The organism is Bordetella tumbae, assembly GCF_054780995.1.
In genome coordinates, this window is sequence record NZ_BAAGVG010000019.1 from 63198 (window position 1) to 90148 (window position 26951).

The window sequence follows — 26951 nt, forward strand, 5'->3', positions numbered from 1 at the left end:
GGCGGGTTCCAGGCCATTCCTGTTTTGACTTCTGTAGAAGCTTTTCATGACGACAAACAACCCAAAAGCTCCAGTGGCCGCGCCCAAGCGCCGCCTCAGCTGGAACGATCCCGGTGTGCGCGCCGTGGTCTATCAGGTTGTCGCGCTGGCCCTCGTTGCCTGGGCCGTGTGGTTCCTGGTCTCTAATACTCTGCATAATCTGCAGGTACGCAATATTTCAACTGGTTTTGGTTTTCTCGATCGAGAGGCTGGATTCGCGATCGGCGAGACTCCGGTCGCCTATAGTCCTGCAGACACGTATGGCCGCGCCATTTGGATAGGCCTGCTCAATACCCTGCGCGCTGCGGTGCTGGGCATTATCTTTGCGACAATTCTGGGCACGCTCATCGGCGTGGGCCGCTTGTCCAAAAACTGGTTGATCGCCAAAGTCTGCTCGGTCTATGTCGAGGTGATGCGTAACGTACCGCTGCTGTTGCAGCTGTTTTTCTGGTACGCGCTGATTACCGAAAACATGCCCGGTCCGCGCCAGGCATACAACCCATTGCCTGGGGTGTTTATTTCCAACCGTGGCCTGAAGGTGCCCGGTCTGGAAGGCAGCTCCATGGACTGGATACTCGGCGGTCTGGCACTGGCGATTGTCGGCACGATTCTGGTGGCGCACTGGGGCAAGAAACGCCAAGAGGCCACCGGCCGGATTTTCCCCTTGGGACGTGCCGCACTGGCACTGTTCATCGGCTTGCCGATACTGGGCTGGCTTGTCAGCGGCGCGTCGCTGTCATTGAATATGCCGGAGCTCAAGGGGTTCAACTTCAGCGGCGGCTTGACGCTGTCGCCTGAATTTGCCGCCTTGCTCGCGGGCCTGGTGATCTACACCGCTGCCTTTATCGCAGAAGTCGTGCGCTCGGGTATCCAGGCGGTGAACCATGGCCAGTGGGAGGCTGCCGGCTCGTTGGGCCTGCGCCGTTCCCGAGTGCTGCGTCTGGTGGTATTGCCGCAGGCGTTGCGCGTGATCATCCCGCCGATGACCAGCCAGTACCTGAACTTGACCAAGAACAGCTCGCTGGCCGTGGCAATCGGTTACCCGGATATCGTGTCGGTGGTCAACACTATGATGAATCAGACGGGCCAGGCGATCGAGGGCATCTTGATCATCATGGCGGCCTATCTGACGGTCAGCCTGTCGATCTCGATTTTCATGAACTGGTACAACAAGCGCATTGCGCTGGTGGAGCGTTGATATGAGTACGACTACGCCTATCCCCAGCGAAGGTCTGCCTCCGCCCAAAAACCAGGTGGGCCTGTGGCCTACGTGGAAAGAACGCCTGTTCTCGTCGCCCTTGAGCATCCTGGCCACCGTGTTGACGGCTTGGATACTGATCATGGCGGTGCCAGCGTTGGTCGATTGGGCATTCTTGCAGGCGGACTTCACCTCGTCGACTGCGCAGGAATGCCGCAAGGCCGCGGGCGCATGCTGGGCCTTCATTGCCGAAAAGCATCGGCTGATCCTGTTTGGCACCTATCCCTACGATGAACAATGGCGGCCTCTGATCGCCACCATCATCTTGATTGCTGTCATCGTGTGCAGCGGCTTGCGCCGTTTCTGGAACGCACGCCTGGCGCTGATCTGGGTGGTCGGCCTGACGGCTGTGGCGCTGCTGATGTGGGGCGGTGTGTTTGGGCTGACCTACGTCGAGAACTCGTTGTGGGGCGGCTTGCCGCTGACCTTGATCCTTTCGACTTTCGGTATTGCTTTTGCTTTCCCGCTGGGCGTGTTGCTGGCCCTGGGCCGCAAATCGAAAATGCCGGCCATCAAGGCCCTGTGCGTCGTGTACATCGAGTTGATTCGCGGCGTGCCGCTGATCAGCCTGTTGTTCATGTCTTCGGTCATGTTGCCGCTGTTCTTGCCGGTGGGCTTTTCCATCGACAAGTTGTTGCGTGCGCAGATTGCCATCATCATGTTCGCGGCAGCCTATATCGCCGAGACCGTGCGGGGCGGCTTGCAGGCCATTCCCAAGGGGCAATATGAGGGCGCCGACTCGCTGGGGCTGAACTACTGGCAGCAAATGCGCAAGATCATCTTGCCGCAGGCGTTGCGTATTGTGATTCCGCCTTTGGTCAGCATCTTTATCGCGTTGTTCAAAGACACGTCGTTGGTCGTGATCATCGGTATTTTCGATCTGACGCTGGCTGCCAAGGCTGCGCTGTCGGATGCGGCATGGCGCGGCTTCGGGATTGAGGCCTACGTATTCATATCACTGATCTATTTCGTGTTCTGCTTTTCGATGTCGAAATACAGTCAACGTCTGGAAACGCGTTTGGCGGCCGGACAGAAACGATAGCTGCCTGGCCCGAGACCGCTCACGGCGGCTCGGGCAGGCGCACCTTTTGGGAGTACAGGCATGAGTGATGCCATCATCCGCTTGCAGAACGTGAACAAGTGGTACGGTCAGTTCCACGTGCTGCGCAATATCAATCTGGATGTGACGCCAGGCGAACGTATTGTGATCTGCGGTCCGTCGGGCTCGGGTAAATCGACGATGATTCGCTGCATCAATCGTCTGGAAGAGCACCAGCAAGGTCAGATCATTGTCGATGGCACTGAGTTGACCAATGACCTGAAGCAGATCGAAACCATACGCCGCGATGTCGGCATGGTGTTTCAGCACTTCAATCTGTTTCCGCATTTGACTGTGCTGGAAAACCTGACGCTGGGTCCGACCTGGGTGCTCAAGAAATCACGTGCCGAGGCTGAGGCTACGGCCATGAAATATCTGGAGCGTGTTCGTATTCCGGAGCAGGCCAATAAGTATCCGGGTCAGCTTTCAGGCGGCCAGCAACAGCGTGTGGCGATTGCGCGTTCCTTGTGCATGAGCCCCAAGATCATGCTGTTTGATGAGCCGACTTCGGCGCTGGATCCGGAAATGGTGAAAGAGGTGCTGGATGTGATGGTGACGCTGGCTCAGGAAAGCGGCATGACCATGCTGTGCGTGACGCACGAAATGACGTTCGCGCGCAAGGTCGCTGATCGGGTCATCTTTATGGACCGTGGTGAAATCATCGAGCAGAATAGTCCGGATCAGTTCTTTGATAATCCGCAGAACGAGCGTACGCAGCATTTCTTGAGTCAGATTCTGCATTAATTGCTCGTCGCTGGCACGGGTGGTTTTAGTAGGTTTCGTACCACTTCAATCACCCCCAGCGCCTTTCTTCACTCCAACGTGATACGCGCCTTCTGACTCAGGTCACGCCATAATGCGATGTCCTTGTTCAGATAGGCTATGAATTCCTCGGGCGTACTGCCCACGAGTTCAACGGCATCGGCAGCCAGTCTTTCTTTCAAGGCCGGCGTATTGCAGGCTTGTATGATTTCGTCGTGCAGCCTGTCGATGATGACGGTTGGCGTTCCGGCCGCCACTGCGAATCCCCACCATCCCACGACGTCGTAACTCGAGTACCCAGATTCGGCAATCGTAGGGATATCGGGAAAGACGGGCGCCCGTTTTGCACTGGTCACCGCCAATACTTTTAATCGATCCGCCTGGATGGCCGCCGCTGCACCCGAGTAGGTGCTGAATGTGCATTGGACTTGACCGCCAATGATGTCATTGATCGCAGCGGCCGTGCCTTTGTATGGTACGTGCAGCATCTGGATGTCCGCCACGTTATTGAGCAGTTCTCCCATCAGGTGCGCATTACCACCAGTACCGGATGAGGCAAAGCTGATGGCGTCGGGGGCTTTCTTTGCGGCAGCTACTAGATCTTGTACGGAATTGATCGGTGAATCGTTGCTGACGACCAGCAAAAAGGGCGCCCGGGCAGCCAGGGTGATAAAGCTGAAATCCTTGACTGGGTCATAGGGCAAACGGCGTTGTAGCGCCGCATTGATGGCATGCGCGGCGGGGACTTGCAGCAGCGTGTAGCCATCCGGGTCGGATTTGGCGACAAATTGCGTGCCGATCAGGGTATTGCCGCCGGGTTTGTTCTCTACGATGACAGCCTTGCCCATCGATGCGGTCAAACGTTCGCCAATGGCGCGCCAGCACATCATTGATTGCGCCAGGTGGATAAGGAACAACGATGCGCAGCGCACGCGAGGGATAGGGCTCTCTTGCCCAACTGGATTTGCCAGCGATGGCCGGCGCCATGGACAGCGCGGCCAGTCCTTGCAGCAGGCTGCGTCGCTTTCTGCTGCCTATTTTTTTGGTGATCATCTCCCATCTCCTGTGTATTTAGCTGCTATCGGGCACGCAGGCTGACGCCACTGCCATGGCTGTCCGAGACCAGAACGTGACCGTCCTGAGCGTCGAATCCGGCAAATGGGTCGTCCAGCAAATGTTCGGATTCGGCAATCTCGGCTCCGCCTTCTATGGATTGCAGACCAGCGGCCAGATGGGCCGCCTGAGCCGATGCCAGGCGAGGGCCGAAAATGGCGCCGAGCCGGCACTGAACACCTGCCGCTTCGCACAGCCGTGCGGCAGTCAGCGTGTTGCGCAGGCCGCCCATATAAGGCACCTTCAAGTTGTACGAGTGCGCAGCCCCCATGGCGATGAGTTCGACCAAACCACGCAACGAGCCGATGGCTTCATCGGCTTCGATACGCATCACGCCGCTTTGTGTAATACGCCGCAGGCCATCGCGGTCTGCGGCGGGCACAGGCTGTTCCATGAGCGTGACCTGTTGTTCGGACAAGGCACGGCAGACCTCGATTGCGGTGTCGGCGTCGTAAGCCTGATTGGCATCAACAGTGAGCAACAAGTCGGCCCCTACGGCTGCGCGAACGGCGCGTACGCGAGCAATGTCGGTGTCAGCTTCGCCATTGAGCTTGAGTTTCAGGCCGAGATATCCCTGGCTTTGCAATTGCAGGGCTTCGGTTGCCATGAGCTCTGGTGACTTGATCGGAATCAGTCTGGTGGCCGGGATGCGATGGCGGACTGTGCCTCCCAATAGCGCATGCAAGGGCACCCTCAGACAACGTGCGGCCAGTTCCAATGCGGCGGAGGTGATGCCTGACTGAATGCAAGGCAGGTCGCGGCAGGATTCTGCCAGTACTGCATGCAACTGTTGTTGGTCCAGCGGGCGATGCCCTACGACGAGCGGTAATGCCGCTTTGAGCGCGCTTTCTGTGCGGGCTGCATCCGGATTGGCTATCGGGGTGGTGAGTACATGTCCCCAGCCTTGTTCTCCTGAACGCGATGTGAGGGTCACGATCCAGCCTAGGATCTGCGGGATGCCTCCTCGGGAGAATCTCCACGAGGGATCTTCCTGGCGTTGCAAGCATGGAGTGTATGTGGCCGACTCAATGATCATCGATTCGCCAGGGGCGGGGCTAGGGGCATTCATGATGAGGTTCCAGGGCCTTGTGAGGGTGTGGAAAACTTTGTTTTTTGTTTTCTCTATAAAGTTGATTTTATCCACTAATTAGTTTCACATGTCAATCAATTATGGTTTTTTCATTGGCAAGTATGGATAGAAAAATTCAAATTATTTTTCAGGCTTGATCTTGTTGTGATTTTTAAAGTAGTTTAAATTATCAACTAGTTTTGGTCTGGCGAAATTTTCATGGCTACCCGTATTACGAATTTGTTAGGTATCAGGCACCCCATCGTGCAGGCAGGGATGAGCTGGGCGTCGTCAAATGTTGCGTTGCCCGCTGCCGTGTCCAATGCCGGTGCGCTCGGAGTGCTAGCTGCGGGGCCGCTGCGGGTAGACGATTTCAGCCGTACGTTGGACGCTCTGGCGGCGGCGACTGACAAGCCGTATGCGGTCAATATTCCGCTGTATCGACCTCAGGCTGCCGAGCTACTGGATGCCATGGCTGCGCGCCGTGTGCCCGTGGTGATTGCTTCTCAGGGCGGCCCGAAAGCGCATTTGCCGCGATTCCGGGAATACGGTGCGGTGTGGATTCAAGTGGTGTCGACGCTCGAGCATGCCAAAAAGGCGGCCGATGCGGGCGTCGATGCCTTGGTGGTTGTAGGCGGCGAGGCGGGCGGACATCCGCCGGCCAATGAGGTCAGTACGCTCGTCACTGTGCGCCGCGTCCTGCAAGAGGTCTCCGTTCCCGTTATCGCGGGTGGAGGCGTTGCCGACGGCTGGGGCATTGCGGCGTTGCTCGCGTTAGGGGCCGACGCCGTGCAGTTGGGGACGAGGTTTCTGCTCACGCAGGAGGCCGGCGTACACGAACGCTACAAAGCGGCCGTACTGGCAGCCGACGTGCATGACACCGCACTGATCGGACGCAGAGGCCTGCCCGTCAGAGGAATACGCAACGCCTTTGCACAAGCGGTATTCGACGCCGAACGCGAACAGATGCCTCAAGAAAACTACGACGCGCTATTCAAGAAAAGCACGCTCAAGCAGGCGGCCCTGGATGGCGACATCGAATGGGGAAAGGTCGAGCTCGGACAGTCGGCCGGCCTCATTTCCAGTATTCGACCGGCCGCCGAGGTGGTCGAGCAATTGGCTCAAGAGCTCAGGCAGGCCACTGCCCGGCTGCACGAGATGGATCTGAGGGGCTGACGGCATGTCAGGCCTTTCTTGTTGATAACACGAGATACCAAACCATGATGGAACACCTGCTCATCGAAGACCGCGGCGCAGTTCGCATTTTGACGATGAATCGTCCGGAAAAACATAACGCCTTGAATACGGCATTGACGCAGGCATTGCTGGATAGCCTGCGCGCGGCAGATAGCGACCCTGCCATCAATGCGGTGGTGCTGACGGGTGCCGGAAAATCGTTCTGCGCCGGCGCGGACACGACCGAGTTTTCGGCACTGACACCAGAGGACCCTCAGGCCGTGACCGCGCGCGCGGATTTGACTACGGCACTGCATCTCGTTTTCTCGCAGATGAACAAACCCGTCATTTCGGCTGTGCGCGGCAACGCATTGGGTGGCGGCGCAGGCCTCGCCATCGCCTGCGATCTCTCAGTGATGTCCGAGACTGTGCGATTCGGTTATCCGGAACTGAAGCATGGCATTGTGGCTGCCGTGGTGATGGCGAATCTGGTCCGGCAGGTCGGGCGTAAACAGGCTTTCGAATTGGTGGCTTTAGCCGAGCCGCTGGATGGCCATGCTGCGAAAGCGATGGGGCTATGCAATCGCGTGGTTCCTGATGCACAGGTGCTCGATGTGGCTTTGGCATTGGCCAGCACGATCGCCGGCTGGAGCCCCATCGCCATGGCAACGACCAAACGGAGCTTTCACCGGGTGGCCGATCTGGCGCTGGCGCCGGCACTGGAGATCGGGCGCGACGCCAACGTGATGATGCGAGGCTTTCGCAAGGCCAAGGGGGCGTGAAATGAGGCCACTCGAAGGAATCACCATTCTGGATCTGTCGCGCGTACTGGCATGCCCGTTCGCGTCGATGATACTCGCGGAGTTGGGTGCGGAGGTCATCAAGGTCGAGCAGCCAAAGACTGGCGATGAAACTCGATCGTTCGAACCCATGGTGCAGGGCGACACGGCAGCGGTGTCGGCCTACTATCTCGCCTTCAATCGCAGCAAACGTTCTATCACGGTCAACCTGCGATCTCCTCAGGGGCAGGACATCGTGCGTCAGTTAGCGACGCAGGCGGACGTAGTGCTAGAGAACTTCCCCGTCGGGACCTTGAGCAAGTATGGCCTGGACTATGCGGCGCTGCGTGCTGTCAACGAGCAATTGATCTACGTCAGTTGCACAGGCTTTGGCATGACGGGGCCCTATGCCAATCGCAAAGGCTACGACACCGTATTTCAAGCAATGGCGGGCATCATGAGCCTGACAGGCGAGCGCGGCGGCGGTCCAGTCAAACCCGGCTTGCCTGTGGCGGATTTGAGTTCCGGACTCTGGGTGACGATTGCTGTGCTGACCGCGCTGGCAGGACGCGACAAGACGGGCAAAGGCAGTCATGTGGATTTTTCGATGTTCGATGGCCAGGTGGGCTTGTTGTCGCTTGCCGCCGCACGCTGGTTCGCCCTTGCAGAAGTCCCCGAGCGTCTCGGCACGGAACATCCTGGGCGCATCCCGTCAGCGGCATTTGTCTGCGGCGATGGCAAATGGGTGCAGATTACCGGCAGCGATCAACATTGGGTGCCCTTGTGCAATTTGCTAGGTCTGGAAGACTGGGCCAGCGATGCCGGGCTCACGAAAAATGCCGGCCGCCTGGCGCGCCGCGAGGAGGTGATGGCAGGCTTGCAAGCAGCGATCAGCCGGCTGGATCGAGATGAGCTATGCCGCCGTTGCGACGCGGTGGGCGTGCCGGCTGGCCCTATTTTGCAGGTCGACGAAGTGCTCGGCAACGAGCACGTGGCTGCGCGGGGCATGGTGGTCGAGTATCCGCATCCGCAAATCGGCCGTTTTCATGGCCTGAAAATTCCGTTTCGCTTTGACGGGTTCGACGATCCCAGCGTCACGCGCCCGCCCATGCTGGGTGAACACACCCACGACATCCTGCACGAAAAGCTGTCGCTCAGCGATGCGGAGATTCAACGCTTGCACGCCGAGGGTGCGATCTGAGCTTTTCCAGACAAGGAGACAATGATGAGAAAAAGTATTCGCTTGTTGAAAAACGCATTACTGCTTTTTTCCATGGGTGTAGTGACGCCGGCTGCCATGGCGCAAGACAACTACCCATCCCGCCCTATTACCCTGGTCAATCCGTATGCCGTCGGAGGGCCGGCAGATTTGCTGGGCCGCGCGTTGGCTAAAGAGCTGGGTGATGTCCTTGGCCAATCCATCATCGTTGAAAACAAGGCGGGCGGTGGAGCCTCGATCGGCGCTGCCTATGTCGCCAAAGCCGCACCCGATGGCTACACCTTGCTGTTGGGAACGGCTGCCGCTCACACGGTGACGCCACTGGCCACTCACGTGCCTTATGACGGCGTTACGGATTTCGAGTTCATTGGCATGGTGGCCAATGTGCCGAATGTGCTGACGGTGCATCCGTCGGTGCCTGCTAAAACCGTGCAGGAATTCATTGCCTTGGCCAAGGCCGAACCAGGAAAGATCAGTTATGGTTCGGCAGGGATGGGCAGTTCACCGCATATCGGCGGTGAGATGTTCAAGAAGGCCGCTGGCGTCGATCTGATGCACGTGCCCTACAAGGGCGCTGCGCCAGCCGCCAATGATATGGTGGCCGGCGTCGTGCAAGCCGGTTTTTTGAACGTCTCTGCCGTATTGCCATTGATCAAATCCGGCCGTTTGCGTGCGCTGGCTTATGGTGGCAGCAAGCGCCTGGCGGACTTGCCCGATGTACCGATTTTTGCGCAGGCGGGGCTGCCTGATCTGGAAATGGGCAGCTGGTATTCGCTGGCAGTACCTGCCAAGACGCCGGCTGCGGTGGTGGACAAGCTCGCGACAGCCTTGCAGACGGTACAGGCCAAGCCCGAGTTTCAAAAGACGCTGGCCATCCAGAATGCCGAAACCATGCCTCAGCTAAAGGCGCAGGCGACCGAATACATCCGCGCGGATGGGCAGCGGCTGGCCGAGCTCGTGCGCGTTACTGGCATGAAATTGCAGAACTGAGATCCAAGGTAGCTTTGACTATGCAGACTTATCCGGAATTCACCACATTACGTTTGGCAATCACCGAAGGCGTAGCCACGCTGTGGTTGGCGCGCCCAGATAGCCGCAACGCTTTGAACGTCGCGATGTGCCAGGAGTTGACGGCCGCGTGCGAAGCGCTCGAAAACGACAGCGAGGTACGGGTCGTCGTCATCCGTGGCGAAGGCGTCGCATTCTGCGCCGGAGCCGATCTCAAGGAACGCCAGGGCATGAGTCCTGCCGAGATGGTGGCGCGGCGCGTCAATGGCTTTACCGCCTATGCTGCGATCGAGGCGGTGTCCAAACCCGTTATCGCGGCGGTGCATGGCCCGGCGTTCGGATCGGGTTGCGAGATTGCGGCAGCGTGTGATTTTGTGCTGGCCAGCCCTGCCGCCGTTTTCAAGTATCCCGAAGTGGGCTGGGGAACGGTAGGTGCGACGCAGCGTTTGCCGCGCATTGTGGGGCGGCGCATGGCAAAGGAGCTCTTGTTCACTGGCCGGCTCGTCGACGCCAGCGAGGCCGCACAATTGGGCCTGGTCAACCATGTGTTTGATGCAGAGACATTTGATATGCGGGTGACGGAGATGGCCACGCAAATTGCCGCCGCAAATCCGTTGACGGTGAAACTGACCAAGCGCAGCATCGATAACGGTCTGGAGACTACGCGCGAGGGAGCGATGGCGATCGAGCTATTGGCGATTCAGGAAAACCTGCGCCATAGCGATTGGAAAAAAGCCATCGAGAATTTTGGCAAGAAAGGTTGAAGACGATGCGATTGCTGGATGATGCAGGGATTCCGGTGCCCACAACGCTGTCGCAGGTGCTGCGAGAGACGGTGGCCGGCCGGGGCGATCATGAGGCTTATGTGGGGCCGGGTGAGCGTCATGTCTGGTCGGCCCTTGCGGTCGATAGCCGCCGTATCGCAAAGGCACTGTACGCTGCCGGGATCAAAAAAGGCGATCATGTCGGGCTGATGCTGGGCAACTCCGGCGGCTGGATCGCGGCGTTTTTTGCTTGCGCCTCCATCGGGGCCGTGACTGTTCCCGTCAATACGCGCTTCAAGGCCGAAGAGCTCTTGTTTTGCCTGCAGCAATCGAACGTCAAGCTGCTGATCTATGCAGACAGTTTCTTGGGTATCGATTTCACAGGGGTGCTGCGCCAGGTGGAGCCCGCGATCGACGAGAAATTGCCGGGTGCGGTGTTGCCTGCGCTGGCTCGTGTCGTCACCGTAGGCGGTGCGGGCGTTCCTGCTGGCGCTGTGTCTTACGACGCATTCTTATCAGCGGCCGAGAAAATTTCCGACGAAGAGATCGATCCGATGATGGCTCGCGTTGTGCCCGACGATGTGCTGCTGATTCAGTACACCTCCGGTACGACGTCATTTCCCAAAGGGGTGATGTTGAGCCATGCGAACATGCTCGGTGATGCGGCGAGCGTCGCCAGGCGCATGGGCGTGTGTGAAGAGGACCGCTATTTCAGCATTCGTCCGTTCTTCCATGTGGCCGGCAGTACCTTGTCGGTGCTTGTGTCGCTGGTGTCGGGTTGCTGTCTGCTGAGCATGCCCAAGTTCGACGTGGCTGAGGCTTTGCGTGTGCTGGACACAGAGCGTTGTACGTTGACCTCTGGCAATGACACGATTTTCCTGATGTTGATGGGCCACGAAGATTTCGATCCGGCGCGATTGCACTTGACCGGTGGGTGGGCGGCCGCGGGGCCGGAAGTCATGCAGAAAATCCGCGATGTAATGAACGTGCCGTATGTCTGCAATGCCTATGGTCAGTCCGAGGCTTCGCCTAACGTGCTCGTCAGCGACAAAACCGACGATTTCGCATTGCGCCGCGATGGCTTCATGTTGCCTCATCCGGGTGTTGCGGTACGCATTGCAGATGCAGAAACGGGGGCTGTGCTGGCGCCTGGCGCCAGCCAAGGAGAAATCCAGGTTCGCGGCTGGAACGTGATGCGTGGCTACTACAACATGCCCGAGGCGACTGCCAAGGCGTTTACTGCCGATGGGTGGTTGCGCACAGGCGACCTGGGAGAGCAGCGCGCCGATGGTCGAATGCGCATGGTGGGTCGTCTGAAGGACATGTACCGTGTCGGTGGGGAAAATGTCGCGCCGGCAGAGGTCGAGGAGGTTCTGCATGCGCATCCTGCCGTCCGGCAGGCGCAGGTGATCGGTGTGCCCGATGCCCGGTTGGGTGAGGTGACTGGCGCATTCATTTTGCTCAAGCCGGGGCAGCAAGCGACCAACGATGAGTTGGTAGCATGGTGCAAGGCACGATGCGCCAATTTCAAGGTGCCTAGATATATTGCTCAGGTTGATACGTTTGAGCATATCGGCATGACGGGCAGCAGCAAGGTTCAGAAAAACAAGCTGCGCGAGCACGCCATCGAGCTGTGGAATATTCGTTCGGATACGGTGGCTTCATGACAATCGATGCGTTCACGCTTGAAGACGACGGCCGCGATGTCGTGCTATGCGAATGCTTTGCCCGCGATGGGCTGCAGCATGAACCAAATCACTTGGCGACCTCGGCCAAGGTGGATTTGGTCACTCGCTTTGCTGAACTGGGGTTCGCCCGCGTCGAGGCGACGTCCTATTCCAACCCCAAGGTGATTCCGCAGTTTGCCGATGCGTCGGCCATGCTGCAGGCGCTGCCGCGCAAACCCGGGGTCTTTTATAAAGCCACGTGTGCCAACATGCGCGCGGTTGAGCGTGCATTGGCCGATGCCGAGGCAGGTTTTGGTGCGAACGAGATCAGCTTGCTGGTATCTGCCACCGACACGCATTCGCAGAAAAACCTGGCACGCAGCCGGGCCGACCAATGGCGTAACGTTGCCGAGATGGCGGCAGCTGCTGCAGACCGTTTCCGTTTGATCGGCACGATCTCCATGGCCTTTGGCTGTCCATTCGAAGGGCGCGTCGATCCAGAAAGTGTGCTGGCCGATGTGGGGCGATTTCGAGACGCGGGGGTACGCCATATCGCCCTGGGCGATACCACGGGCACTGCCACACCGCGGACGACGGCAGACCTGTTTCGCCGTATGCGCAATGCTTATCCGGATGTGCATCCTATCGCGCATTTTCACGATACGCGCGGCACCGGCCTGGTCAATTATGTGGCGGCGCTGGATCAGAATGTGCGCCATTTCGACTGCGCCATTGGCGGCGTGGGTGGCCATCCGGTCAAGGTGAAATATGGCGGCGGACACACCGGTAATGTCGTTAGCGAAGACCTGATCGATCTATTCGAAAACATGGGGGTGAAAACCGGTGTGAACATCGATGCCTTGCTGGAGACGGTGGAGGCTTGCGAAGCCGCGCTGGGACGAGAGCTGCAAGGGCGTGTGGCACGCAGTGGGCTCAATCCGCTGCGCAATGCGTTGAACCACCGGGATTGATTGCGGCGGTCGGTGCTTCTTTCACTGTTGACCGGGATTTTTTATACTTGCGCCCATGCCTAATACCGACGCCCCCTCGCCTGAATCCGCGCCCACTGTCGCGAGTCACTTCAAGGAACTGGTCTCGTTTCGCCTGAATATGCTGGCCAACCACTGGAGCCGCCTGGCAGCCGAATCGAACCAGCGTGATTTTGATCTGGATCCGCGAGAGTGGCGGATTCTGGGCATGCTGGGAGCTTACGCACCGATGTCGCTGCAGGGACTGGCCAGAGAGGTCAATATCGACAAAAGCCTGGCGAGCCGGGCGGTGTCATTAATGATCGAGCGCGGTTTGCTGCGGCGTGGTTCGGATGAGAACGACGGCCGCGGTGTACAGCTGAGCCTGACGACTAAAGGCAAGAATCTCTATCGCAAGGTCTTTCCCAAGGCGGTGGAGCGCAATGAGGCTTTGTTGTCAGTCTTGAGTCCGGCAGAACGAGAGATCTTCGAGCGTGCCTTGACTCGGCTCACCGAGCATGCGCAGCAGACTTTAGCGCTGGATCGTGTCAAGACGTCCAAGCGTAAGAAGGAAACTTGATTTTTCGGGGGGATGGGTGTGCGGGAAGGATGGCGGGTGCCAGTTCCTTCCGTCATTCAGCGCAGGCCTAGTAAGCCACTCCCACCCGCGCCCACACCGCACGTCCTGGTTCGTTAAAAGCAGTATTCCCCGAATATCCGAACGCCGCGTTGCCCGCGCGATTCAGATGCTCGCTGTACGTCTTGTTCAATAGATTGTCTATCCCGGCTGTGAGTTGAACATGCTTGTTCACAGCGTAGCCTCCGTTGAGGGAAATCACGCCAAATCCGCTGCTGGCGCTGAAGTCTTTGCCGGCCGCGTTGCCTGTGTTTAACGCATAGCGGTGTTGCGGGGCGACCAGGCGCCACAAGACGCCCGCTGTCCACAGGCCATCGTCATAGCTGGCCATCAGGCGCGCATCCAGCGGCGGGATTTGCGGCAGGGGGCGGCCATCGCTGGTGTTCTTGGCCCAGGCATAAGCCAGCGTGGCCGTCGTCGTCCAGGTGCGCGTGAGTGCATAGCGGGTGCCGAATTCACCACCGAAAATGCGCGCGTCGATGTTGGTGGCCTGTGTGCCGCCCATCTTGCCCGCCTCGAGGTATTTCATGAGAATGAAGTCGTGGATGTGGCCGGCATAGGCCGAGAACCATGCGCCGAACGTGTCGGTCTGGTACTGTGCGCCTATATCCAATTGCGTGGTTTTCTCGGGCTTGACGCCCTGAAACGCATTGACCGACCCTTGGGGGCCGCGGCTGGGAGGAAACAGTTCCCAGTAATCGGGAAAACGTTCGACATGCCCCAGCCCGACGTACCACGTCGCAGGGGCTGTCGCCATATCGTGTTCGTAACGTAGAAAGCCGCTGGGCAGCGTGTCCCTGCGGCGCGCGCCCGTCGTGGCGTTGGACACACGCATGGCGGGACGTTTCGCGCCGCGCAAATCGGTGGCCTGCGCCCAGTCCAGGCGTGCACCGGTAATGACGCGCTGTGCGTCTTCTGCGAGATGCCAAGTCATTTCGCCGAACAGACCCGTGTTGGCAAAGGTCGCATTCGTGGTCCACGATTCACGGCGATAGGACGCAGTGTCCGTGCCGCGGCGCACACGATGCCGGCCGCGTTGGAAATCGAGCCCTGTGATGAGGCTGGTGTGATCCGACACTGTCCAGGTGCCAGCAACCCGGCCGCCCCAAGTCGTGCGATTGACGTTCGAGGCATGAGCCATGGACATGGGGCTCATGCGGTCCGGCGTGCGTAGCGTGAAGTTGTCCATGACATGATTGGCATCGTTGTAATACATCTGCGTTTGTATGGTGCTCAACGTATGGCCCAGGTGGTCTTTTTCAAAACGGAAACCAAAGCTCTCTCGCTTGAACTGTGTCCCGTCCATGCCGCGGCTGGCATAACGTGCCTCGCCATCGCCGGTGCCGGCCGTCAACTCGTAGCGCGTGTCGGCATCGGGCGTGAAGCCTAACGTCAGCTCGGCACCCCATTTGTCCCAGCGCGACGGAACGGTGTTGCCGTCGCCGTCCTTGTAGTCTTGAGAGTGCGAGTGGTTGGCCGTCACGCGGGCGTATGTCTTGTCATTGCCCATGGTCAGATCCGCGGCTTGATCATTGCGGCCAAAGGAGCCGCCAACCAGGCTGCCATCGAAGCGGACGCCCGATTCGGTAAAGCGCGGTGTGTCTCGATCGAATTTGACGGTGCCAGCCGATGCGCCCGGGCCCCACAGCACGGTCTGAGGGCCCTTGATCACCGTCAATTGATCAAAGTTCGATGGGGAAATATAGGAGGTGGGCGGATCCATCCGACCTCCGCACGCGCCTGGCATGGAGGTGCCATTGCTCAGGATATTCAGGCGCGAGCCGAATAGTCCGCGTAATACCGGGTCGCTATTGGTGCCGCCATTGCCTATCGCGGAAAACCCGGGGATCGTTTTCAAATAGTCGGTTCCATCGCTGGCGGGTAGCGGTTGGCGAGGCAGCTTGGGATCGGTGACAAAGACCAGCGGCGCGCTCGGTGATGCGCTGGTGATGACGATGGGGCTTGGCTGATAAACAGCGCCGGGCGCGTCATCAGCGTGAGTCACGGCGGGATGGATGCACATCAGTGCGGCGGCAAGGCGGCTCACATGGAGCCAAGTGGGGGGATTTTGCATGAGGGCACAGCGTGGTGTGAACAGGGTCAGTGGTGACAGGTACCCTATTCGGCGGCAGGCGTGTATAGGAGCAGTATCTTTGTGTTCAAAATAGGACCGCGTGTCATTCTTTGCTCGATTCGCCTGGCGGCCTGAGATCGCATGGAGTATGCTGCGGGCCTTACAAAAACCCATGCCGTGGAGACAACGCCATGTTCCAATCACCATCGCATTCACTTATTTCGACAGTGCGCCGCACGCTGGTGCTCGGGGCCGCCGCTGTCGTGACTGGCCTGGCCAGCGTTGCGCCGGCCGTTGCACAAAGCACCGATTTCCCCACCAAGCCCTTGCGCTTTATCGTGCCTTATCCGCCCGGCGGGCCGTTGGATTCTTCAGCCCGTTTGCTGGCCGAGAAAGTCCGCGCTTCGCTGGGGCAGCCCGTCATCGTGGAAAACCGCGCCGGTGCGGGCGGTAACATTGGCGCCGATCTGGTCGCCAAGGCCGCGCCAGACGGCTATACCTTGGTCATGGGCGCCGTGGCGACGCATGCCATCAATCCTTGGCTGTTCGCCAATTTGCCGTACGACCCCATCAAGGATTTTGCGCCGGTCACCATCGTGGCCGCGGTGCCGAATGTCCTGGTGATGAATGTCGATTTCGCCAAGGCCAACCACATCAATACGCTGGCTGACCTGATCGATTACGCCAAGAAAAACCCTGATCGCTTGAACTACGGTTCAGGCGGCAACGGCAGCGCTGGCCATCTGGCAGGAGAGTTGCTCAAGGCACGCGCCGGCGTCCAGGCGGTACATGTTCCCTATCAAGGGGCGTCGCCTGCTCAACTGGCGCTGCTGGCTGGGCAGTCGGATTTCATGTTCGACAATCTGGCGGCCTCGGCCCCCATGATCAAGGACGGCAAGGTCAAAGCCCTGGCCGTCACGACCCTGCAGCGTTCTTCGCTTTTGCCAGACGTTCCTACGATGGACGAGGCTGGCGTCAAAGGGTTTGACCTGGGGACCTGGTTCGGTGTCTTTACTACTGGCGGCACGCCGCCCGATGTGGTGGCAAAGCTGAATAAGGCCTACGCCGATGCCCTGCGCCAACCGGATATCCGCGAACGCCTGCTCGCCATGGGTTCTGAGGCTCAGCCCATGACGGCTGAGGCTTTTGCGGAATTTGTGAAGAAAGAAAAGGCCAAGTACCAGGAAATCGTCAAACTTTCCGGCGCCAGCCTGAATTAAGCGCGTCGCCCGGGCATTCAGTTGCCTGGGCGTGCCCAGCCTTTGGCGTGTTCTACCGCCTGGCGCCATCGCGCCAGTCTTGCGGCGCGCCGATCTGCGCTCCACTGCGGTTCAAAGCGGTGTTCGGCTTCCCACTGACTGGCAAATTCGTCCAGCCCTGACCAAAAACCGACGGCCAGCCCTGCCAGCCCCGCTGCGCCGCGTGCGGTGGATTCCGACACGCGCGGCCTGACGACCGCGACACCCAGCAGATCGGCCTGCATTTGCATTAATAGATCGTTGCGCGCCGCGCCGCCGTCCACACGCAGTTCAGACAATTCAATGTTGCTGTCGGCCTTCATGCAGGTCATCAACTCGGCACTTTGCAGTGCGATGGCTTCCAGTGTGGCCCGTGCGACGTGAGCGTGTGTCGTACCGCGGGTCAGCCCGACCAGCGTGCCACGAGCATAAGGATCCCAGTCGGGGGCCCCCAAGCCCGCAAAGGCGGGAACCAGGAAAACATCGTCCGTGTCGGCTACGCTGGCTGCCAAGGCCTCGATCTGGTCGGAGCGTTGAATGATCTTCAGTCCGTCCCGCAGCCATTGCACGGCAGCACCTGCCATGAAGACTCCGCCCTCCAGCATGTAAGTGGGCGTCCCGGCAGAGGGCGTGGAGGCATTCGATCCGTGCTGTTCGCCAGGCAACCCCCAGCCTATGGTCGACAGTAGATTGTTGTGCGACACCACGGGTTTATCGCCGACATTCATCAGCATGAAACATCCCGTGCCATAGGTGTTTTTGGCCATGCCTGGCTTGAAGCACGCCTGGCCAAAGGTCGCCGCCTGTTGGTCGCCCGCGACGCCGGCAATGGGAATGGGGCCACCGAACCAGTCAGGCAGCGCATGACCGATCACGGCGCTGCTGGGGGCGATCGATGGCAGGACGCTGCGCGGAATGTCGAGCAAGGCCAGGATCTCGTCGCTCCAGTCTTGCGTATGAATGTCGAATAACAGAGTGCGCGAGGCATTGCTGGGGTCTGTGCTGTGTACGGCGCCGCCAGTCAGATGCCAGATCAGCCAGCTGTCTATCGTGCCAAAAGCGACTTCGCCCCGTTGTGCGGCCGCGCGTGCGCCGGGGACGTTATCCAGTAACCATGCCAGCTTGGTGCCGGAAAAATACGCGTCCAGCACCAGCCCCGTGCGTTCCTGCAGCAACTTGTCGTGGCCCTGCGCGCGCAGTTGATCGCACAGGGGGGCGGTACGGCGGTCTTGCCAGACCAATGCATGGGCCAGTGGTTGGCCGGTGGCACGATCCCAGATCAATGTGGTTTCGCGCTGGTTGGTGATGCCGATCGCCGCGACGTCGGCCGCCGTGGCGCCAGCATTGCGCAGCGCGATACGGGCGACCTCCAACTGGCTTTGCCAGATTTCGTTGGCATCGTGCTCCACCCAGCCGGGTTGCGGGTAGTGCTGCCGGAATTCGCGCTGACCCAGGCCGCGGGCCGTGCCTTGGCGGTCGAACACAATGGCACGTGAACTGGTGGTGCCCTGGTCCAGGGCCAGGATGAACGATTTGGTCATATTGCTCGGGCCTCGGGAATGCGTTGTCTCGTAGGGTGCTGTTCTTGGTTTGCCTATATCCGCAAGTATGACCGACGTTGCGAACAAGGGGTAGTCAGCGCCCGCGGCCGTAGCCGGGCCCTTACTGGCGCTTTACGCTTGCTGTAGCTGCGCTCCCGCGGTTCTTGATAAGCGCTGAAACGAGAACGTGGCGGCCGAGCACAGGACGCCGATGACCACAAAGGCAATCATGACGTCGCCGATCGCGACTTTGTCAGCGCCGCGCGCGGCGATGCTGAGATTCAGCGTGACAGCCGCCACGCCGACGCCCAGGCTGATGCCCAGTTGCTGCGCCATCGCTGCGAAACTGCTGGCACGGCTCATGCGTTCAGGCGACATGTCGGCATAGGTCAGGGTGTTGACGGCGGTGAACTGCAGCGACCGGAAAAAGCCGCCTGCCAGCAAAATAGCGATCATCAGCCAGACCGGGGTCGTGGGTGTAAACGCCGCACAAGCAATGATGAACACGCCGGTCAACACGGCATTGATCGTCAGCACACGGCGAAAACCGAAATGCTGCACGATAGGCGTAGCGACGAACTTCATCAGCAGGGCGCCGGCCGCGCTGGCAAAGGTAATCAGACCGGCGGCAAAGGGCGTCATGTTGAAACCCACCTGCAACTGGACCGCCAATAAAAATGGCATCGCACCTACGGCGAACCGGCAAAGATTGCCGCCCAGCACCGAAATCGCAAAGGTCGGCTCACGCATCAGCGTCAGGTCCAGAATGGGGTGTTCGGCGCGTTTGGCGTGTTGCACATAGAGCCACCCGCAGATCAGTCCGACGGCGGCCAGGCCGAGGACGGCTGTAGGCGGAATCAGGCTATGCCCCAACGCCTCAAAGGCGCTGACCAGGGTGGCCAGACAGACGGCGCTCAGCAGAAAACCCAGCCAATCCAGCCCGGGCACCGACGCTTCGCGGATTTCGGGGACATAACGTCGAACCAGCATGATCCCGATCGCCCCGATCGGAATATTGATCAGGAAGATCCAGTGCCACGACATGTACGTGACCATAAACCCCCCCAGCGGCGGCCCGATGACAGGCCCTAGCAAGGCAGGGATGGACAGGAACGACATGGCCTTGAGCAGGTCGTGCTTGGGTACCACGCGCAGCAGGATGATGCGGCCGACCGGCACCATCATCGCCCCGGCAATGCCCTGGGCGATCCGGGCCAGCACCAGGTGGATCAGGTTTTGAGAGAGTGCGCAGGCCACAGAGCTGAGGGTGAACAGGGCGATGGCCGCCATGAATACGCGCCGGGCGCCGTAACGATCGGCGGCCCAGCCGCTGATGGGCACAAATACCGCCACGGCCAATAGATAGGAAGTGATCGCCACATTGAGCCGTACTGCCGTCGATCCCAGCGCCTGCGCCATCGCCGGCAGCGCGGTCGCCACGACGGTGGAGTCGAGCATCTGCATGAACAGCGCGCATCCCACGATAAACGGGATCATTCGGGCTGCACGAGTCGTGTCCTGGGCGGAATTGGGTGGCGAGGCAGTACTGGCGGATTCGGAGGGCATGTCGGCGAGAGGTTCGGGGGCCTGTCGATTGTAACGCCGAGTTTTGGCCGGGCTGAAGTAAACTTGGGTTATCCGTAACCTGTTGATGCTGGTGTCATGGCCAAGAACTACGAATCCGAAATCACGCTTTTCCTCAAGGACTACAAGGCATCGCACCCCGATGTCGAGCAGCGCCAGCTCGAAGGGCGTGCCCGTCTCTGGGACAAGCCGCAGAATCCCGAGCTCCTCGAAGGCTTTCGCGCCGCTCGCGTGCCGCAAAGGCCTTATGTGTACCAAGCCGACTGATGCTCAGTCGGCGACGCTCGTAACGCGCTCTGATGCCCTCCAAACCGCCGGTTTCCGGCGATGCACTGGCCGCTCTGGTGGAACCCCCGGTAGACAGCACGCCTGATGTCGTCGATACCGTCGCGTTCGCGCGTCTGTACGGCGAGCCGCTGTTTCAGCTGCCCACCGATCTGTACATCCCACCGGATGCGCTGGAAGTCTTTCTCGAGACTTTCGAGGGGCCGCTCGACCTGCTGCTGTATCTGATCCGCAAGCAGAACTTCAACGTGCTCGACATTCCCATGGCGGATGTCACGCGTCAGTACTTGTCTTATGTCGAGCAGATTCGGGTGCACAACCTCGAACTGGCGGCCGAATACCTGTTGATGGCGGCCATGCTGATCGAGATCAAGTCACGCATGTTGCTGCCGGTCAAAAAGACCGACACCGGCGAAGAGCCCGAGGATCCGCGGGCCGAGTTGGTGCGGCGCCTGCTCGAATACGAGCAAATGAAATTGGCCGCCCAGAAGCTCGATGCCATGCCCCAATTGGGCCGGGACTTCAAAAGCGCTCAAGCCGTAGCGGATATCAGTTTCGAGCGCATGCAGCCCGAGGTCAATCTCGATGACCTGCGTGCGGCATGGGCCGATATTCTCAAGCGCGCCAAGCTCAATCAACACCATCACATCACTCGCGAACAGCTCTCGGTGCGCGATCATATGACGCACATCCTGCGCCGTCTGAACGACGTGCGGTTCATGGAATTCGGCGAGCTCTTCATGGAGCGCATCCTCGAAGGCGCTCCTGTCGCCGTGGTGGTGGTGCACTTTATCGCCATGCTGGAACTGGCACGCGAATCGCTTCTGGATATCACTCAGGCCGAGCCCTATGCGCCCATATACGTGCGCCTGGCCTATACCAGCGTTGCCGCCGCCGCGTGAGCGCGCGGCGGGCCCTCGTCTTCGGAGAATCTTTTGAAAGTCGTTCACACGATTCAGGAATTGCGTGACCATTTGCGCGGGCAGAACCGCGTGTCGTTTGTACCCACCATGGGCAATTTGCACGAGGGTCACCTGGCCCTGATGAAATTGGCGCGCCAGCACGGCGATCCGGTGGTGGCCAGTATTTTCGTGAATCGTCTGCAATTCGGCCCCAACGAAGATTTCGATCGATATCCTCGCACGCTGCGCGATGACATCGAGAAACTCGAACGCGAGCGTGACGTGTATGTGCTGTTTGCGCCCGACGAGCGCGAGATGTATCCCGAGCCGCAAAGCTATCGTGTGCAGCCGCCCGATGACCTGGGCGATATTCTCGAGGGAGAGTTCCGCCCCGGATTTTTTGGCGGCGTCAGCACAGTCGTCCTGAAGCTGCTGTCTTGCGTGCAGCCGCGCGTGGCGGTGTTTGGCAAAAAAGATTACCAACAATTGATGATCGTGCGTCAGATGTGCCGGCAATTCCAGTTGCCCGTAGACATCGTGGCGCATGAGACGGTTCGCGCCGACGACGGCTTGGCCTTGTCTTCACGCAACCGCTATCTGTCGGCCGAGGATCGCGCCGAGGCGCCTGCGCTGTACGCGGCGTTGCAAAGCATCAAACAGCGGATCGCTGCCGGCGAACATGATTTGTCCGTGGTTGAGCGTGAGGCGATGCAGGCCTTGGCCGGGCGCGGCTGGCAGGTTGATTACCTGGCAGTACGCCGCCAGCGCGATCTGCAACGTCCTGAGCTGGCCGAGATTGCGGCGAGCGAGCCGCTGGTAGCGCTGGCCGCGGCCAAACTGGGATCGACGCGTCTGATCGACAACCTGGAACTGTAAGTCCGAGGCGGCGGCTGTCGACCGCGCGGCTTGCCCGCGCCCGCCTCCGCGGTCGCCACCGGACTGGTATCTGGCGCGCCTGGGTAGTGTGAGCATTTTGTCCGCCTGTCAGGACTGACAGTTGTTGGAACTGCGTATGCCCTGGCAGACTCTCTTGCAATATTGCGATGCACAAGAGAGAGACAGATGCCGAATTCCCCTGAGCTGCCTATTACCGCGGCTCGTTTATTGACCCCTCGCGAATGCGAAGTCGCCTCGTATCTGGCGACGGGACGGCCCAACAAGGTCGTCGCGATTGAGTTAGGTATTTCATTGCGTACGGCCGAGGCGCACCGTGCACGCATTTTCCGTAAACTGGGCGTACGTAATACGGTGGAACTGGCATGCAGCTTGTGCCGTCATGGCGGCTGCCGTCGATGAGGTCAGGCTTGCTGTGCCGATCGCGCGCTATCCGGCTGCTGGCTGCGGTCATGGGTAGCGGCGCATTGATCGCCGTACCTCCCATTGATTAATGCACCGTGGCGGCCCGGGTGGCTATCGTATTGACACCAGACGTTGCCAGCATGCCGGATTCGTTTGCCGCCATACCGACAAAGGGTCCGCCGCCAGCGTCGGGCAAGGCGTCAATGGCCGTCGCTGTCGCCCAAATGCCATCACGGTTGCGCGCCATCACCTGGTACGACTGTACGCGCCCGGCACTGCGGGCCACGACATAGAGGGTTCCGTGCAGTGAGCGCATAGCCGGCAGCGAGGCAGCTTTGGCCTCCAGTTGGGTGGCCTGTCCGTCGTCAATCAGCCAGAGCGGCCCATCCGGGCGTTCCAGCACGGCGACCAGGACTTCGCCGTCATGGTCCAGGCCGATAGCGGGTTTGCCCACGTAGCTGACGCCCAGATCAGTGATCGCAGCCCGGCGGATATCTGCGGTATCGGTGGCATCGGCAGCCTGCGGAGGAGACTGGATGATGCGCACCAGGTGGCGACTATGCCGATCACGCAAGTACAGTTCGACCTGCCCGTGGCTATTGCGTATGGCGGCCAATCCGCCGTCGCTGACAGGCGAGGATACGCGTTGCCAGGGGCTCCAGCTCACGGACTGCGCATGGCGTTGAGCGCTCATGTACACATGGCCTGCTCGATCGGCCGCAAAGGCGACGAAACGATTGTCGGGCGTCTTGGCAATGGCGGCGTTACCCCGTGCATGAGGCAGGGCAGGCAAAGCCTGCCACGCAGACCATCCGCTATCCAGGCCTTTGAGGGCCGTCCAGTAATACAGGCCATCGTTGCCCATGGCGATTGCGGCCGCGTCGCCATTGGGGGCAACGGCGGGAGAGCGGGTCACTCGCAGGCCTGCCATGGCCTGCCAGCCTTTCCAGGATCCGTCGGGGTTTTGTTTGTTGACCCACAGCCCGCCCAAGGTATCGCGGGCAAAGAGCCCCGCCGTCGAGTCCGGATAGGCAAAGGACACGAGCGGACCGGCGGTGCGGCCACCCAGCGTATTCCAACGATGATTGCGGCCATCCCACATATTGACGGCATCGTTGTTTTCACCGGCGGCAAATAACATCAGTCCCCCTTGGGAGTCTGAAAACAGGTCGGGCGCCACGTCGTGGCGCGACACATAGTATGAGCGTTTCACCCACGCTGCCGCAGGGCCGGCCGGCTCCTGGCATCCCTGCTGTCCGGAGCAATAGTGGTAATCATCCCAGGCATAGCGCCGGAAGATCTCGGATTTGATGGTGGCTTCGGCGTCGGCCAGATTGGCCTCGTGCTCCTGGCTGGGATAGTCGATATAACCTGTTTCTGCATAGTTGCCGGGGGCTTGGGCAATCGCGTCGCGGACCAGCCGGGCGCTGGCAATATGATCGGGGTGCCCGTGACCCGCACAACGCCAGCATAACTGGGTATAGGGCACGGCAATGGTGTCATCCAGGTGTCGTACCGTGGTCGGGTTGTATCCGTTGATGATGTCGGCCAGTGTGCGTACCAACTCATCGCGCGTGTAGACATCGTGATAGTGGCCCAACGTGTCCGCAGTCATGTTGGCGACGGACTCCATGCGGCTCAACGGCGTCAGGCTGCCCCAGCCTTTGCCCAGCCAGGGGTCTTTCAGACGCATGTGCCACAACTGCACATGCGGGTTGCCTTGCAGGGTAAAGCGCGCGATATGGTAGGTGCCGACTTGCACCATGTCTTCTTTCCACAGGTCCGGCTGCTTGGCCATGTAGGCATAGGCGGCGCGCACGCCGCGCTCGCGGCCCAACATATAGCCTTCGCCTTCACCGGCATCGCTCGCGGTCAGATACACCACTTGCACGCAGGCTCCCGCCTGAATGTTCGACGCGATATCGGGGTTCATGAACAGCAAGTCGTCGTCCAGGTGAGCGACAAACGTCAGGTCTTTAACGCCGTGACATTCGCTCAGCGAGGCAGGAGGGGGCGAGATGAGTTCGGGGGCGGCATATGCCTGGGAAAATATCGCAAACCCGGCCAGCCATGGCGACACGAGGCGCATGGCGCGGGCAGCGCTGACGAAGATGGAATGCATGAAGGAGCCGGCAGCCGATAACCCGATGCCGAAGGGCAGGCATCGTATGCCGCGCCCTCCTGTCACACGATGCGCCAGCGACACAGGAAGAGGGTGCGCGGCGAGTGTAGCCGGTTGCCCGCCGTTGCGCTATTGGGTGTTGCTTTGACTGCTCCCTTCCCTAAAGGAAAGGGATTCCCACTTCACAGAACCGAGCCGTTGTACATCATCACTCATGCACTCAGGTCTTACCGTTTCTCCATGGGCTAACACCGCCAGCCCGGCGGCTAATGGTTTTGCATGCCCGAGATACTATCCAAGCCAAGCCAGAAAACTGGATATCTATCCAGGCACCAACTCAAATCAGACCAATCTTGCAGCCTTACGGCTGCGCCCGTTACCTCCCCGGCATGAATGACGAGGTTTCTCGGAGCAATGGGTGAGACAGCAGGGCGGAGGAAATCCCCGCTGTCCGACCCCGATGCAGGGGTATCAGGGGCACTTGGGCGCGGCCTGTTGCGACAGTTCGTCGATGGGGTCCAAGTCCGGCTGGCGCGTCAAACTGTAGTTCAGATTGGGAGTGACGCCCAATACCGATCTGACGCGCAGCACGTTATTGGCTGCGACGACAAATTCCACGCGCTGATTGCCGGAAGCATCAGCTAGGAACACTCTAGGCGGACGCTCCGAAGTTGCATCCCAGCAGCCTTGTTCGGCAGAAGGCGTGCCCTGGTTGCCTGCATTATCCAGATAGGCCGAGCGGCTGCGCCAACGGCCGTTGGGGGCCAAGGTCAGCGTGACGCGCTGGGCAGCGCATTGCGCCGAAGGAGACATGCACGGCAGGGTACCCATATAGGTCTGAGCCTGGGGCACGAGTGCATGAGCGGCTACCGAGGTGCTGCCCGCAGCCGTGGCGGCGGCCTCTGCCTGTGCGTCGGCGACGGCGGCTTGTTGCGCTGCTTGTTCCTCGGTCGGGGCGGGCTTGCGAGGCTGGCCCGGAGGCGGGGCTTTCAACTGGATCTGCAGTTGCGAGGGGGCCTGCACCAGCGGGAGGTAACCGGCCCCCTGGCCTTGGTATTGCGCATCTGTGACCGTGCTCTCTCGGGGCGGGTTGTAGTACCCCTCAGAGCGCTGCTGCGCGCAGCCGGCGGCCATCGTGGCACCTGCCAAGACGGTCGCGATCAGAATCAGGGAATTTCGGCGAAACGGAACAGGCGCGGAATCGGACATGGCGGGCGCAGCATAAATAGTGAGTATGTCCCGAATTCTACGCATTTATGTGCGCCTCCGATACGGCCGGGTGATCGACCGCGTGTGCCCCAATGGTCACGGTCCGTTTGAACAATTTCACGCATGCCGGAATAATGGCGCCTTTCCTGGTGAGCCCTCGCGGCCGTGTTCTGATTGCTATGTGGCACACCTTTGCTATTGATCCTGCCTGGGCTGTCGCTCTGGCCACTATATTGGGCCTGCTGGTCGGCAGCTGGCTGACGGTAGTGGGGCATCGGTTGCCGCGCATGATGGAGCACGACTGGCTGCAGCAGGTCCAGGAATCCCAGCAAGGGCAGCAGGACAGTCTCTCGGATGGTTCCGATGCGGCGCCCGCACGTTCTTCCTATAGCTTGTGGCGGCCAGGTTGGCACTGTCCGTTCTGTGCGGCGCCGGTGCGAGGTTGGCGCCGCGTACCGCTCGTGGGCTGGACCCTCGCACGGGGGCGCTGCCAGTCTTGCCGGCGCAATATTGGCTGGCGTTATCCGTTGACCGAAATATTGACCGCGTTGCTATTCGGTTTGTGCGCGTGGCGTTTCGGACCCACGCCGATCGCCCTATGTGCCATGGGGTTGTGTGCGGCGCTGGTGGTGCTGTCCTGGATCGATCTGCAAACCAGCCTGCTGCCCGACGCAATCACTTTACCCCTGGTGTGGGCCGGGTTGTTGATCAATCTCAATGACGCCTTGGCGCCTCTACCCTTGGCGGTGTTGGGGGCGGCGGTGGGCTATGTTTTCTTGTGGCTGCTGTTTCACATGTTTCGTTTGCTAACTGGGCGCGAGGGCATGGGTTATGGCGATTTCAAGCTGCTGGCGGCATTAGGGGCATGGTTTGGATTGGCGGCGCTACCCTCGTTATTGTTGGTGGCGTCGCTGACCGGGGTGCTGGCGGCTGGCTGCCTGCGCGTCACCGGCCATGCTCAGCGGGGCCAGGCTTTGCCTTTCGGTCCCTACCTGGCGCTGGCAGGGGTGGTCGCGTTGTTTGCGGTGGCAGGGCGTCCTGCTTGGTTCTAAGCCGGATCGCGGCAAGGTTATCGCGTATCAGCGTAGCCATTGCGGCCAAATATCCCGGCGGCGTATCCTGTTCAGGAACATACGGGT

At 60.0% G+C, this 26951-nt stretch carries 24 protein-coding genes; 17 read left to right on the forward strand and 7 right to left on the reverse strand.

Going from position 1 to position 26951, the window contains the following annotated elements:
* Positions 1–46 precede the first annotated feature (46 nt).
* From ACYVI2_RS20415 to ACYVI2_RS20425, 3 genes are read left to right on the forward strand one after another with little or no spacing between them, the layout of a single operon-like run.
* On the forward strand, positions 47–1237 hold the full coding sequence (locus ACYVI2_RS20415) for an amino acid ABC transporter permease (RefSeq protein WP_415821847.1): 1191 nt from the start codon (positions 47–49) through the stop codon (positions 1235–1237).
* Between the two features lies 1 nt (position 1238).
* Positions 1239–2339 carry an amino acid ABC transporter permease gene (locus tag ACYVI2_RS20420; protein ID WP_415821848.1) on the forward strand — a complete coding sequence of 367 codons (1101 nt, stop codon included), beginning with the start codon at positions 1239–1241 and terminating at the stop codon, positions 2337–2339.
* A 60-nt stretch (positions 2340–2399) separates the two neighbouring features.
* Positions 2400–3140 (forward strand): amino acid ABC transporter ATP-binding protein, encoded by a 741-nt coding sequence (locus ACYVI2_RS20425; RefSeq protein WP_415808803.1) that lies wholly within the window; start codon positions 2400–2402, stop codon positions 3138–3140.
* Positions 3141–3208: 68 nt separating this feature from the next.
* Here ACYVI2_RS20425 and ACYVI2_RS20430 read toward each other — a convergent pair whose 3' ends face one another.
* Together ACYVI2_RS20430 and ACYVI2_RS20435 are read right to left on the reverse strand one after the other, a co-directional pair.
* Complete coding sequence (locus tag ACYVI2_RS20430) at positions 3209–4048, reverse strand: tripartite tricarboxylate transporter substrate binding protein (protein WP_415821849.1); 840 nt, start codon at positions 4046–4048, stop codon at positions 3209–3211.
* Between the two features lie 188 nt (positions 4049–4236).
* Positions 4237–5340 (reverse strand): mandelate racemase/muconate lactonizing enzyme family protein, encoded by a 1104-nt coding sequence (locus ACYVI2_RS20435; RefSeq protein WP_415821850.1) that lies wholly within the window; start codon positions 5338–5340, stop codon positions 4237–4239.
* 219 nt (positions 5341–5559) lie between these two features.
* Here ACYVI2_RS20435 and ACYVI2_RS20440 point away from each other — a divergent pair, with 219 nt between their 5' ends.
* From ACYVI2_RS20440 to ACYVI2_RS20475, 8 genes are read left to right on the forward strand one after another with little or no spacing between them, the layout of a single operon-like run.
* Positions 5560–6516 (forward strand): NAD(P)H-dependent flavin oxidoreductase, encoded by a 957-nt coding sequence (locus ACYVI2_RS20440; RefSeq protein WP_415821851.1) that lies wholly within the window; start codon positions 5560–5562, stop codon positions 6514–6516.
* Positions 6517–6560: 44 nt separating this feature from the next.
* Complete coding sequence (locus tag ACYVI2_RS20445) at positions 6561–7298, forward strand: enoyl-CoA hydratase/isomerase family protein (protein WP_415821852.1); 738 nt, start codon at positions 6561–6563, stop codon at positions 7296–7298.
* 1 nt (position 7299) lies between these two features.
* A complete protein-coding gene (locus ACYVI2_RS20450) occupies positions 7300–8496 on the forward strand; it encodes a CaiB/BaiF CoA transferase family protein (RefSeq protein ID WP_415821853.1) in 1197 nt (398 codons plus the stop codon).
* Positions 8497–8520: 24 nt separating this feature from the next.
* The gene (locus ACYVI2_RS20455) at positions 8521–9504 is read left to right on the forward strand and encodes a Bug family tripartite tricarboxylate transporter substrate binding protein (protein WP_415821854.1); all 984 of its coding nucleotides are present in this window, start codon (positions 8521–8523) and stop codon (positions 9502–9504) included.
* Between the two features lie 20 nt (positions 9505–9524).
* Positions 9525–10286, forward strand: coding sequence for an enoyl-CoA hydratase/isomerase family protein (locus tag ACYVI2_RS20460; RefSeq protein WP_415821855.1), 762 nt, complete (start codon positions 9525–9527; stop codon positions 10284–10286).
* Positions 10287–10291: 5 nt separating this feature from the next.
* Positions 10292–11953 (forward strand): AMP-binding protein, encoded by a 1662-nt coding sequence (locus ACYVI2_RS20465; RefSeq protein WP_415821856.1) that lies wholly within the window; start codon positions 10292–10294, stop codon positions 11951–11953.
* Positions 11950–12924 carry a hydroxymethylglutaryl-CoA lyase gene (locus ACYVI2_RS20470; RefSeq protein ID WP_415821857.1) on the forward strand — a complete coding sequence of 325 codons (975 nt, stop codon included), beginning with the start codon at positions 11950–11952 and terminating at the stop codon, positions 12922–12924. The genes ACYVI2_RS20465 and ACYVI2_RS20470 overlap by 4 nt, the downstream gene beginning before the upstream one ends.
* A 55-nt stretch (positions 12925–12979) precedes the next feature.
* Entirely contained in the window at positions 12980–13501 is a 522-nt protein-coding gene (locus ACYVI2_RS20475; RefSeq protein WP_415821858.1) for a MarR family winged helix-turn-helix transcriptional regulator, read from the forward strand.
* A 67-nt stretch (positions 13502–13568) separates the two neighbouring features.
* Here the strand turns inward: ACYVI2_RS20475 and ACYVI2_RS20480 are convergent, their stop codons facing one another.
* Complete coding sequence (locus tag ACYVI2_RS20480; RefSeq protein WP_415821859.1) at positions 13569–15632, reverse strand: TonB-dependent copper receptor; 2064 nt, start codon at positions 15630–15632, stop codon at positions 13569–13571.
* Positions 15633–15823: 191 nt separating this feature from the next.
* On the opposite strand from ACYVI2_RS20480, the gene ACYVI2_RS20485 reads away from it, so the two are divergent.
* On the forward strand, positions 15824–16852 hold the full coding sequence (locus ACYVI2_RS20485; protein ID WP_415821860.1) for a Bug family tripartite tricarboxylate transporter substrate binding protein: 1029 nt from the start codon (positions 15824–15826) through the stop codon (positions 16850–16852).
* Between the two features lie 17 nt (positions 16853–16869).
* On the opposite strand, the gene glpK is transcribed toward ACYVI2_RS20485, so the two are convergent.
* Both glpK and ACYVI2_RS20495 read right to left on the reverse strand, forming a co-directional pair.
* Entirely contained in the window at positions 16870–18411 is a 1542-nt protein-coding gene (gene glpK, locus ACYVI2_RS20490) for a glycerol kinase GlpK (protein ID WP_415821861.1), read from the reverse strand.
* A gap of 132 nt (positions 18412–18543) precedes the next feature.
* Positions 18544–19908 carry a DHA2 family efflux MFS transporter permease subunit gene (locus tag ACYVI2_RS20495; RefSeq protein WP_415821862.1) on the reverse strand — a complete coding sequence of 455 codons (1365 nt, stop codon included), beginning with the start codon at positions 19906–19908 and terminating at the stop codon, positions 18544–18546.
* A gap of 165 nt (positions 19909–20073) precedes the next feature.
* Between ACYVI2_RS20495 and ACYVI2_RS20500 the strand changes: the two genes are divergently transcribed.
* The 4 genes from ACYVI2_RS20500 (at position 20074) to ACYVI2_RS20515 (ending at position 22478) form a co-directional block, all read left to right on the forward strand.
* Positions 20074–20262 (forward strand): DUF3460 family protein, encoded by a 189-nt coding sequence (locus tag ACYVI2_RS20500; protein WP_415821863.1) that lies wholly within the window; start codon positions 20074–20076, stop codon positions 20260–20262.
* Positions 20263–20294: 32 nt separating this feature from the next.
* Positions 20295–21182: a segregation and condensation protein A gene (locus ACYVI2_RS20505; RefSeq protein ID WP_415821864.1), complete on the forward strand. Its 888-nt coding sequence runs from the start codon at positions 20295–20297 to the stop codon at positions 21180–21182.
* A gap of 33 nt (positions 21183–21215) precedes the next feature.
* Positions 21216–22058, forward strand: a complete 843-nt coding sequence (panC, locus tag ACYVI2_RS20510) for a pantoate--beta-alanine ligase (RefSeq protein WP_415821865.1) — start codon at positions 21216–21218, stop codon at positions 22056–22058.
* Between the two features lie 186 nt (positions 22059–22244).
* Entirely contained in the window at positions 22245–22478 is a 234-nt protein-coding gene (locus ACYVI2_RS20515) for a LuxR C-terminal-related transcriptional regulator (RefSeq protein WP_415821866.1), read from the forward strand.
* A gap of 88 nt (positions 22479–22566) precedes the next feature.
* Here the strand turns inward: ACYVI2_RS20515 and ACYVI2_RS20520 are convergent, their stop codons facing one another.
* Both ACYVI2_RS20520 and ACYVI2_RS20525 read right to left on the reverse strand, forming a co-directional pair.
* Positions 22567–24603 carry a PIG-L family deacetylase gene (locus tag ACYVI2_RS20520; RefSeq protein WP_460490345.1) on the reverse strand — a complete coding sequence of 679 codons (2037 nt, stop codon included), beginning with the start codon at positions 24601–24603 and terminating at the stop codon, positions 22567–22569.
* A gap of 471 nt (positions 24604–25074) precedes the next feature.
* Positions 25075–25812, reverse strand: coding sequence for a copper resistance protein NlpE N-terminal domain-containing protein (locus tag ACYVI2_RS20525; RefSeq protein ID WP_415821867.1), 738 nt, complete (start codon positions 25810–25812; stop codon positions 25075–25077).
* A 179-nt stretch (positions 25813–25991) separates the two neighbouring features.
* Between ACYVI2_RS20525 and ACYVI2_RS20530 the strand changes: the two genes are divergently transcribed.
* The gene (locus ACYVI2_RS20530) at positions 25992–26864 is read left to right on the forward strand and encodes a prepilin peptidase (RefSeq protein ID WP_415821868.1); all 873 of its coding nucleotides are present in this window, start codon (positions 25992–25994) and stop codon (positions 26862–26864) included.
* The last annotated feature ends 87 nt before the right edge of the window (positions 26865–26951 follow it).